Origin of the sequence: Streptomyces sp. UH6 (assembly GCF_013421635.1) — a bacterium.
In the GTDB taxonomy this organism is placed as follows: Bacteria; Actinomycetota; Actinomycetes; order Streptomycetales; family Streptomycetaceae; genus Streptomyces; species Streptomyces abyssomicinicus.
Genome location: NZ_JACADT010000092.1, coordinates 1 through 10992 on the forward strand (window position 1 = coordinate 1; position 10992 = coordinate 10992).

General features: G+C 70.8%; 3 protein-coding genes, 1 tRNA gene and 1 pseudogene. 4 read left to right on the forward strand and 1 reads right to left on the reverse strand.

Going from position 1 to position 10992, the window contains the following annotated elements; translation table 11 throughout:
* Positions 1–211: 211 nt before the first annotated feature.
* Positions 212–284, forward strand: a tRNA-Thr gene (locus HW445_RS08300).
* Positions 285–364: 80 nt separating this feature from the next.
* On the opposite strand, the gene HW445_RS08305 is transcribed toward HW445_RS08300, so the two are convergent.
* Positions 365–3115: a SpoIIE family protein phosphatase gene (locus HW445_RS08305; RefSeq protein WP_180220377.1), complete on the reverse strand. Its 2751-nt coding sequence runs from the start codon at positions 3113–3115 to the stop codon at positions 365–367.
* A 347-nt stretch (positions 3116–3462) separates the two neighbouring features.
* Between HW445_RS08305 and HW445_RS08310 the strand changes: the two genes are divergently transcribed.
* From HW445_RS08310 to HW445_RS08320, 3 genes and pseudogenes are all read left to right on the forward strand, one after another.
* Positions 3463–8952 (forward strand): HAMP domain-containing protein, encoded by a 5490-nt coding sequence (locus HW445_RS08310; RefSeq protein ID WP_180220378.1) that lies wholly within the window; start codon positions 3463–3465, stop codon positions 8950–8952.
* Positions 8953–9252: 300 nt separating this feature from the next.
* Complete coding sequence (locus HW445_RS08315) at positions 9253–9945, forward strand: two-component system response regulator (RefSeq protein WP_180220379.1); 693 nt, start codon at positions 9253–9255, stop codon at positions 9943–9945.
* A 157-nt stretch (positions 9946–10102) separates the two neighbouring features.
* Positions 10103–10992 (forward strand): annotated as a pseudogene (locus HW445_RS08320) (cell division protein FtsK); the annotation flags it as partial.

Below are 10992 nucleotides of genomic sequence, written 5' to 3' on the forward strand. Positions count from 1 at the left end.
TGAGGCTGTACGGCAGCCGGGCAGATGCCGCCGGCCTTCCGGTGCGGTGATGCCCGTGCGGTGTGCCCGAAAAGTGGGGTCATGGGGTGCGATTTCGGGCACGGGTGGTCGGATGGGTCGTCCGCCAGCCCGTAAGTCCGGAGTTGGAATCCGTGCAGGTCGTGGGTTAGTATTCATGTGTCGCCGCGAGGGAAACCTCAAAAACGACAAGGCCCCTATAGCTCAGTCGGTAGAGCGTCTCCATGGTAAGGAGAAGGTCAACGGTTCGATTCCGTTTGGGGGCTCAGCCAAAAAGAGGCCCCGCCCATTCGGGCGGGGCCTCTTTGCGTGTGCCGTGCCGATCGCCGTGGACCGGCTCCGGGCGTCAGTCCGCCGGGAGGCCCGGTACCCGCATCGCCAGGATGGCCATGTCGTCCGACGGCGGTTCCGAGGCGAAGCGCTCCACGGCCCGCAGGACGCGCGCCGCGACCGCCCCGGCGGTCAGGCCGGTACAGGTGGTGAGGACGTCCGCCAGGCCGTCGTCGCCCAGCATGCGCATCCCCTCGCGGCGTTCGGTGATGCCGTCGGTGACGCACAGCAGGACGTCGCCCGGGTCGAGGACGCGGGTCTCCTCGTAGAGCTCCAGGTCGTCCATCACGCCGAGCAGCGGCTGAGGCTCCGCCGCGGGCTCCACCGTGCCGTCCTGACGCAGGCGCAGGGGGAGCGGATGGCCGGCGCAGACCACCTTCAGCAGCGCGCTGCCGTCCTCCTGCGGCCAGAGCTCGCCGTAGAGGAGAGTGAGGAAGCGGCTGCGTTCACCCTCGTCGAGGATCGCGGAGTTGAGGCGCTGAAGCACCGCGGGGCCACTGAGGCCCTCACGGGCCAGCAGGCGCAGGGCGTGCCGGGCAAGGCCGGTGACGGCCGCGGCGTTGGGGCCGGTGCCGCACACGTCGCCGATGGCGAAGCCGTAGGCGCCGTCCCGGATCGGGAAGAGGTCGTAGAAGTCGCCGCCGACCTCGTTGCCCTCGCCGGCCGCCTGGTAGATGACCTCCACCTCGACCCCGTCGATCCGGGGGAGCTCCGGGGGGAGCAGGCTGCGCTGGAGGGACTGACTGATGGCCATGCGCTCCGAGTACAGGCGCGCGTTGTCCAGCGCCAGGGCGGCCCGGCGGCTCAGGTCCTCGGCGAGCTCCAGGGACTCCTGGCGGAAGTGCTCGTCGGTGGGCTTGCCCAGCGTGAGCATGCCGATGACGCGGTTGCGGGCCACCAGCGGCAGGACGACGGTCTCGCCGCCCACCGCCGACGCGGTGGCGAGCGTGGGACCGATGCCGGAGGAGACGGTGGTCGGCTCGCCCAGGCCGAGACTGCGCATGGAACTGCGCAGGGCCGCCTCATGGGCGGCATCGAACGGGGCCGTCCAGACGCGGGCGCCCGGGGTGGGGACCGGGTCCGGCGGGGAGATCTTGGAGAGCAGGGCCTTGAGGCCGTCGATGCGGTCCTCGTCCTCGTGCAGGACGTACGACAGGTACGGCTCGGAGGACGGGTCGTTGATCGTGTAGACGGCGCACCAGGTGGCCAGTGTGGGCACGGTCATCTGGGCCATCAGGGCCAGCGTCTGGTCGCGGTCGAGGGTGCCCGCCAGCAGGTCGGAGGCCTCGACGAGGAAGCTCAGCGAGCCGCGGCGGAGCCGCTCGAGCTCGCCCAGGCGGGCGGACTCGACCGCGAGGGCGATCCGGTCGGCCGCGAACTGCAGGCGCAGGGCCTCCTCGTTCGAGTAGCGGCCGGGAGACTCCGCGGCGATGCCGAGGGAGCCCGTGAGGCGGCCCTCGACCTTGAGGGGGACCGTGACCACGGAGCGCATCCCGGTCCCGTTGAGCAGCGGGATCGCGCCCGGGGCGGCGGCCAGGTCGTCGTGGACGGCGGGCATGCGGGCCGAGCCGTAGCGGCCGGGACCGGCCTCGACGGGGACCCGGGCGAAGCGCTGGCGGGCCGAGGGAAGGCCGGTGGACGCGCGGACCTCCAGCTCCGTCTCGTCGTCGGTGGCCAGCAGCAGGAAGGCGGCGTCGGCGTCCAGCATGTCGCGGGCGCGCTCGACGGTGCGCTGGAGGAGGCCGTCCAGGTCGTCGGGGGCGGGGGAGCCGATGAAGACCTCGAAGGGGTCGGCGTCCCGGCCGTCGTGGCCGGCGGTGTCACCGGTGGCGCCCCGGGCAGGGCTCTGCAGGACGGCGCGCTCCTCGTTGCGGACCAGCAGGCACACCGTCGAGGGCTCGCCCTGCGGGTCGCGGACGCGCAGGTGGGAGGCGTACACGGGGACCACGCGGCCGACGGCGTCGCGGATGCCGTAGCTGCCCTCCCAGCGGGAGAGCCGGAGGGCCTCGGCGATGCCGGTGCTGGTGCCCGGGGTGTGCGGCCAGGCCGCGAGGTCGGTGAGCGGTTTGCCGGTCACGGAGGCGGCCTGGTAGCCGAAGAGGTCCTCGGCGTCCTCGTTCCACGAGGTCACCGCGCCGTCGCGGTCGATCTGGACGACGGCCACCCTGACCCGGCCGTCGGCGGCCGGCAGCATCTCGACCGGCAGCGCGGGGCCCGCGGAGCGGGTGCCGACGGCGCGGTCGGGGAGATCCAGCTGGAACCAGACCTGCTTGCGGGTCGTCGTGTAGTCGACGCCCCAGCGGCTGGCCAGAGCGGCGCAGAGCTGGAGCCCGCGGCCGCCCTCCTGGTCGGGGTTGGTCATGGTCAGCGCGGCGGACTGCAGGGGCAGCTCGCGCTCCGGGTAGTGGTCGGCGACCTCGATGCGGACGCCCTCGCCGCTGCGCAGGCAGACGACGTCGGCGGCGGTGCCGGCGTGGACGACGGCGTTGGTGACCAGCTCGCTGGTGAGGACCACGGCGTCGTCGATGATGTCGGCGAATCCCCAGCCCTGGAGGGTGTCGCGGACGAAGGAGCGGGCGGTCGCGACGGAACGCCCCACAGGCTCGAAGCTGGCGGCCGCCCGCGCGGTGATCACAGAACTCCTCGTGCGCTCTGGGGCGTGTGGTTCCGGCCGGTCGTCCCGCGCCTGCCCCTGCTGAGCGGGAAACGCGTCTGCCGGCCCGGGGTGCTCCGGGGGCTGCTCCCCCGAGATCAGTCCGGTCGTCATGTTCTCCGAGGCCGCCCCTCCGATGCCCGCACCATGGTCTCACCACCGTCCGGACCGGACGGGACCGCGCTCGGCCGGACAGCCTTCTGCAAGGTTACTTACCTTCGAGGTCCGCGCGGATGCCGGTTGACGCCGATTCCGTCCGCAGGGTGTGCGGACGGTGTGCGGGCTTGCCGAACTGTTATGGCCTGGTTCGGACGAGGTGAAACACTGGGCAGGCTTGCACTGGGCAGGCTTGACGGTAACGCCCCCGACGCGTGGTTGCGGACGGGCGGGCGGAGTGAGCGCGGCCCCGGTCACGGGCACGCGAGCGGCAGTGGTTGGTCGATCCCTGCGGGAGGGACACAGTGGAGTCTGGCGCGGCGACGCGGGGTACGAGGACGCGTGCAAAGGGCGGAGGCGCCACCCAGGTGGACACGGCCGCGCTGAACAGGCTGCTGTCCGGTCTGGTGGCGATGCGCGACGGGAACTTCCGCAAGCGGCTGACGGTGTCCGGCGACGACGTGATGTCGGAGATCGCCGCCGTCTTCAACCAGGTCGCGGACCGGAACCTGCACCTGACGGGTGAGCTGGCCCGGGTGCGGCGGATGGTCGGACGTGAGGGAAAACTCACCGAAAGGCTGGAGACAGGCGCCTGCGAGGGCTCGTGGGCCGCCGCGATCGACGCGTCGAACGCGCTGGTGGACGACCTGGTGCGGCCGGTGTCCGAGGTCGGGCGGGTGCTCTCGGCGGTGGCGGAGGGTGATCTGTCGCCGCGGATGGAGCTGCGGACCCGGATCGCCGACGGCAGCGGGCATCCGCTGCGGGGCGAGTTCCTCAAGGTCGCGCGGACCGTGAACAACCTGGTCGACCAGCTCTCGCGGTTCACCGACGAGGTCACCAGGGTGGCCAGCGAGGTGGGCACCGAGGGCAAGCTGGGCGGTCAGGCCCAGGTGCGCGGCATGTCCGGTTCCTGGAAGGACCTGACGGAGTCCGTCAACACGATGGCGCACCGGCTCACCCTTCAGGTGAGGGACATCGCGCTCGTGACGACCGCCGTCGCCAACGGTGATCTCTCCCGCAAGGTCACCGTGCACGTCGAGGGCGAGATGCTCGAGCTGAAGAACACCGTCAACACGATGGTGGACCAGCTCTCCGCGTTCGCCGCCGAGGTGACGCGGGTGGCCCGGGAGGTGGGCACCGAGGGCGAGCTGGGCGGGCAGGCGCAGGTGCCGGGCGTGGCCGGTGTGTGGAAGGACCTGACCGACTCCGTCAACCTGATGGCGGGGAACCTCACCGCCCAGGTGCGCGGGATCGCCGAGGTGACCACGGCGGTCGCCAACGGTGACCTGTCGCGGAAGGTGACGGTGAGCGCGCGCGGTGAGGTGGCGCAGCTCGCCGACACGATCAACCAGATGACCGAGACGCTGCGGATCTTCGCCGACGAGGTCACCCGGGTCGCGAACGAGGTCGGCGCCGAGGGCCGGCTGGGCGGCCAGGCGAACGTCCCGGGCGCGGCGGGGACCTGGAAGGACCTCACCGATTCGGTGAACACGGTCTTCCGGAACCTGACCACCCAGGTGCGTGACATCGCCGCGGTGACGACGGCGGTGGCCAACGGCGACCTGTCGCAGAAGGTCACGGTGGACGTGGCCGGCGAGATGCTGGAGCTGAAGAACACCGTCAACGGGATGGTGGACCAGCTGTCGGCGTTCGGCGCCGAGGTGACCCGGGTGGCGCGTGAGGTCGGCGTCGAAGGTGAGCTGGGCGGTCAGGCGCAGGTGCCCGGGGCGGCCGGCACCTGGAAGGACCTGACGGACTCCGTCAACACGGCGTTCCGCAACCTCACCGGTCAGGTGAGGAACATCGCGCAGGTGACGACGGCGGTGGCCAACGGCGACCTGTCGCAGAAGGTCACGGTGGACGTCTCCGGCGAGATGCTCCAGCTGAAGAACACCGTGAACCGGATGGTGGACCAGCTGTCGTCGTTCGCCGACCAGGTGACGCGGATGGCGCGGGACGTGGGGACGGAGGGCCGCCTCGGCGGTCAGGCCCGGGTGGACGGGGTGTCGGGCACCTGGAAGGAGCTCACCGACTCCGTCAACAGCATGGCCGGCAACCTCACCTCGCAGGTGCGCAACATCGCGCAGGTCACCACGGCGGTGGCGCGCGGTGACCTGTCGCAGAAGATCGACGTGGACGCGCGGGGCGAGATCCTCGAGCTGAAGAACACCATCAACACGATGGTCGACCAGCTCTCCGCCTTCGCCGACCAGGTGACGCGGGTGGCCCGGGAGGTGGGCACCGAGGGCCGGCTCGGCGGTCAGGCGCAGGTGCCGGGCGTGGCCGGTGTGTGGCGTGACCTGACGGACTCGGTGAACGGCATGGCCGGGAACCTGACGGCGCAGGTGCGCAACATCGCGCAGGTCGCGACGGCGGTGGCGCGCGGTGACCTGTCGCAGAAGATCGACGTGGACGCGCGGGGCGAGATCCTCGAGCTGAAGAACACCCTCAACACGATGGTGGACCAGCTGTCGAACTTCGCCGAGCAGGTGACGCGGGTGGCCCGCGAGGTGGGCACCGAGGGAATCCTGGGCGGCCAGGCCGAGGTGCAGGGGGTCTCCGGCACCTGGAAGGACCTGACCCAGTCGGTGAACTTCATGGCGAACAACCTCACCATCCAGGTGCGGAACATCGCCGAGGTCACCACCGCGGTCGCCAAGGGCGACCTGTCGAAGAAGATCACCGTCGACGCCAAGGGCGAGATCCTCGAGCTGGTGACCACCGTCAACACGATGGTGGACCAGCTGTCGTCGTTCGCCGAGCAGGTGACACGGGTCGCCCGTGAGGTGGGCACCGAGGGCATCCTGGGCGGTCAGGCGCACGTGCCGGGCGTCACCGGCATCTGGAAGGACCTGAGCGACAACGTCAACCTGATGGCGAAGAACCTCACCACACAGGTGCGGAACATCTCGCAGGTCGCCTCCGCGGTCGCCAACGGCGACCTGACGCGACAGGTCACCATCGAGGCGCGCGGCGAGGTCGCGCAGCTCGGCGACACCATCAACATCATGGTGAAGACGCTGTCCTCGTTCGCCGAGCAGGTCACCAAGGTGGCCCGCGAGGTGGGCACGGACGGCATCCTGGGCGGCCAGGCGCACGTGCCCGGTGTGGCCGGCACCTGGAAGGACCTCACCGAATCGGTGAACCAGATGGCGTCCAACCTGACCGGTCAGGTGCGCAACATCGCGATGGTGACGACGGCGATCGCCAAGGGCGATCTCACCAAGAAGATCGACATCGACGCGCGGGGCGAGATCCTGGAGCTGAAGACGACCATCAACACGATGGTCGACCAGCTGTCCTCGTTCGCCGAGGAGGTCACCCGGGTGGCCCGCGAGGTGGGCACCGAGGGCCGGCTCGGCGGTCAGGCGCGGGTGCGGGACGTGGACGGCACCTGGCGCGACCTGACCGAGTCGGTGAACGAGATGGCCGGGAACCTGACCCGTCAGGTGCGCGCCATCGCGCGGGTCGCCACCGCGGTGACCCGCGGCGACCTCAACCTGAAGATCGACGTCGACTCCTCGGGCGAGATCCAGGAGCTGCAGGACAACATCAACAAGATGATCGCCAACCTGCGCGACACCACGATCGCCAACAAGGAGCAGGACTGGCTGAAGGGCAACCTGGCCCGGATCTCGGCCCTGATGCAGGGCCGCCGGGACCTCGACGACGTGGCGTCGCTGGTGATGAGCGAGCTGACGCCGGTGGTCTCCGCGCAGCACGGGGCGTTCTTCCTCGCCATCCCGCCGGGTGATTCCCAGGAGGTCGGCGCCGTCGACGGGGACGCCTACGAGCTGCGGATGTTCGGCAGCTACGGCTACTCGATGGGGTCGATGCCGACGTCGTTCCGGCCCGGTGAGGGCCTGGTGGGCACGGCCGCGCAGGAGCGGCGGGCGATCCTGGTGGAGAACGCGCCCAGCGGCTACCTGAAGATCGCCTCCGGTCTCGGCGAGGCACCGCCCGCACAGGTGATCGTGCTGCCGCTGCTCTTCGAGGGCACGGTGCTCGGCGTGATCGAGCTGGCGTCGTTCACGCCGTTCACGCAGATCCAGAAGGACTTCCTGAACCAGATCGCCGAGATGATCGCGACCAGCGTCAACACCATCTCGGTGAACAGCAAGACCGAGGTGCTGCTGAAGCAGTCGCAGAAGCTCACCGAGCAACTGCGGGACCGCTCCGCCGAGTTGGAGCAGCGGCAGCTGGCGCTCCAGGCGTCCAACGCCGAACTGGAGGAGAAGGCCGAGCTGCTGGCGCGGCAGAACCGCGACATCGAGGTGAAGAACACCGAGATCGAGGACGCGCGACAGGTCCTGGAGGAGCGTGCCGAGCAACTCGCCGTCTCCATGCGGTACAAGAGCGAGTTCCTCGCCAACATGTCGCACGAGCTGCGCACTCCGCTGAACTCGCTGCTGATCCTGGCGAAGCTGCTCGCGGACAACGCGGACGGCAACCTGTCGCCCAAGCAGGTGGAGTTCGCCGAGACCATCCACGGAGCGGGCTCCGACCTGCTCCAGCTGATCAACGACATCCTGGACCTGTCGAAGGTCGAGGCGGGCAAGATGGACGTCTCGCCGACGCGGATCGCGCTGGTGCAGCTGGTGGACTACGTGGAGGCGACGTTCCGGCCGCTGACCGCGGAGAAGGGGCTGGACTTCTCGGTGCGGGTGTCGCCGGAACTGCCGGCGACGCTGCACACCGACGAGCAGCGCCTGCTGCAGGTGCTGCGCAACCTGCTGTCCAACGCGGTGAAGTTCACCGACAGCGGGGCCGTGGAACTGGTGATCCGGCAGGCGGGCGCGGACGTGCCGTCGGCCATCCGGGAACAGCTGCTGGAGTCGGGCGCGCTCCGTGAGCCGGACGCGGAGATGATCGCGTTCTCGGTGACCGACACGGGCATCGGTATCGCGGCCAGCAAGATGCGGGTCATCTTCGAGGCGTTCAAGCAGGCGGACGGCACCACCAGCCGCAAGTACGGCGGCACGGGGCTGGGGCTGTCGATCTCACGGGAGATCGCCCGGCTGCTCGGCGGCGAGATCCACGCCCAGTCCGAGCCGGGCCGTGGTTCCACCTTCACCCTCTACCTGCCGCTGCACCCGAACGAGACGCCGGCGCAGGGAGCGGCGGAGAACGAGGCGCTGGAGGGGCCGGAGGAGCGGGCGGCGCTGCCCGCGGGCGGTGAGACGCCGGCCGAGGTCAACTCCTACCGGGAGACCCAGAACGGCCCCGCGGCGCTCTTCCGGCGCCGCCGCCGCGAGGAGCACCCGCCCGCGCCGCGCGCCGAGCAGCCGCCCGGCCGGGCCGGCGGTCAGAGCCAGGCACAGGGCCAGGGGCACGGCCAGGGCCAGGGTCAGGGTCAGGCCGGCGGAGAGGCGGAGCAGTCCTCCGCCCCGTCCGCGGGACAGCGCAAGGGCGTCCGGTTCCACGGGGAGAAGGTGCTGATCGTCGACGACGACATCCGCAACGTCTTCGCCCTCACCAGCGTCCTGGAGCAGCACGGGGTGGCCGTGCTGTACGCGGAGAACGGCCGCGAGGGCATCGAGGTCCTCGAGCAGCACGAGGACGTGACGATCGTTCTGATGGACATCATGATGCCCGAGATGGACGGTTACGCCACGACCACGGCGATCCGGCGGATGCCCCAGTTCGCCGGGCTGCCGATCATCGCGCTGACCGCGAAGGCGATGAAGGGGGACCGGGACAAGGCGATCGAGTCGGGCGCCTCCGACTACGTCACCAAGCCGGTCGACCCGGACCACCTGCTCGCGGTGATGGAGGACTGGATGGGCCGCAAGTGATCCGCGTCCGGGGGTGAGAAACGCGCCATCCGGGGTATGCGAACGGGGAGGGTGGCCGAGATCCGGCGGTACCCGGTGGGCGAAAGGTCCCACCGGGAACCATTTGGTCCCGCGCCACGTTTCCGCTGCATGCACAGTGACATCGCGGTGACAGGGTGTGGTGGCACCCGGGGTGCGGCTACGATGACCGGCACAAGGACGGACGGCGCAAGGAAGCCGTCATCACGGGCGGCGTCCCAGGAGGCCGCCCCGAGTCCTGTCAACAGGGGCGGCCCCAAGCCGGGGCGAGGAGGACGGGCCATGGTGCAGAAGGCCAAGATCCTCCTGGTCGATGACCGGCCGGAGAATCTGCTGGCGCTGGAGGCCATCCTCTCCGCGCTCGATCAGACGCTGGTCCGGGCATCGTCCGGGGAGGAAGCGCTCAAGGCGCTGCTGACGGACGATTTCGCGGTCATTCTGCTCGACGTCCAGATGCCGGGCATGGACGGTTTCGAGACCGCCGCGCACATCAAGCGGCGGGAGCGGACCCGGGACATCCCGATCATCTTCCTCACGGCCATCAACCACGGGCCGCACCACACCTTCCGCGGGTACGCGGCGGGCGCGGTGGACTACATCTCCAAGCCGTTCGACCCGTGGGTGCTGCGGGCGAAGGTCTCGGTCTTCGTGGACCTGTACATGAAGAACTGCCAGCTCAAGGAGCAGGCCGCGCTGCTGCGGCTCCAACTCGAGGGCAGTGACCGGTCCGTGGGTGACGTCCCTCAGGAGGGGGCGGCCGGCTCCGGGCTGCTGGCCGAGCTGTCCGCGAGGCTGGCGGCCGTCGAGGAGCAGGCCGAGGCGCTCTCCAAGCAGTTGACCGACGACGCGGCGGACGCCGCCGCGGTCGCCACGGCGGCGCACCTGGAGCGCAAGCTGAACGGGCTGCGCCGCGCGCTGGACGCGCTGGAGCCGGGCACCGGTCCGGCCGCGCCGAGGCTGCCCCAGCAGAGCTGAACGCCCGAGTCCGCCGCGGGCGGTGAGGGGGTGTCAGTGCCGCACGGCCGTCGTTGCGCCGACGTCCCGCCGACTCCCTTCCGACACGATGCGACACGAACGGGTGAAGCATCGCGCAGGCGTGTCCACCGGCGCCTCCCCCGGTAACCTCACTCTCATGGCCTCACGACCCTCCGCAGCCAAGAAGCCGCCCGCTCCCGCGAAGGCGTCCTCGGCTGCGAAGGCACCGAGGGCCCCGCGTCCCGCCAAGGCCGCGAAACCGGCGGCCAGGAAGGCACCGGCGAAGAAGGCACCGGCCAGGAAGGCCGCCAAGCCCGCGCCCAAGCCGGCGCCCAGCCCCACCAACGGCGTCTACCGGCTGGTGCGCGCCCTGTGGCTGGGTGTCGCCCACGCCGTCGGCGCGGTCCTGCGGGGGATAGGGACCGGAGCGAAGAACCTCGACCCCGCCCACCGCAAGGACGGCGTCGCCCTGCTGCTGATCGCGCTCTCCCTGGTCGTGGCGGCCGGCACCTGGGCCGACCTGCGGGGGCCGGTGGGCGAACTGGTGGAGATCCTGGTCACCGGTGCCTTCGGCCGCCTCGACCTGCTGGTGCCGATCCTGCTGGCCGTGGTGGCCGCCCGGTTCGTGCGCCATCCCGAGCAGCCGGAGGCCAACGGACGGATCGTCATCGGTCTGTCCGCGCTGGCGATCGGCGTGCTCGGCCAGGTCCACATCGCCTGCGGCTCGCCCGCCCGCAGCGGCGGAATGCAGGCCATACGGGACGCGGGCGGACTCATCGGCTGGGCGGCCGCCACCCCGTTGATCTACGCGACCGGCGCCGCGCTGGCCGTCGCGCTGCTGCTGCTGCTCACCGTCTTCGGCCTGCTGGTGGTCACCGCGACGCCGGTCAACGCCATCCCGCAGCGCCTGCACGCCCTCGGCGTCCGGCTGGGCCTGGTGCGCCCGCCCGCGGTGGACGAGGACTTCGCCGGGCGCGCGATGCCGGACGAGGACGACGAACGGTACGAGGAACAGTGGCGGGAGGCGCTGCCGCCCGCCCGGCGCAG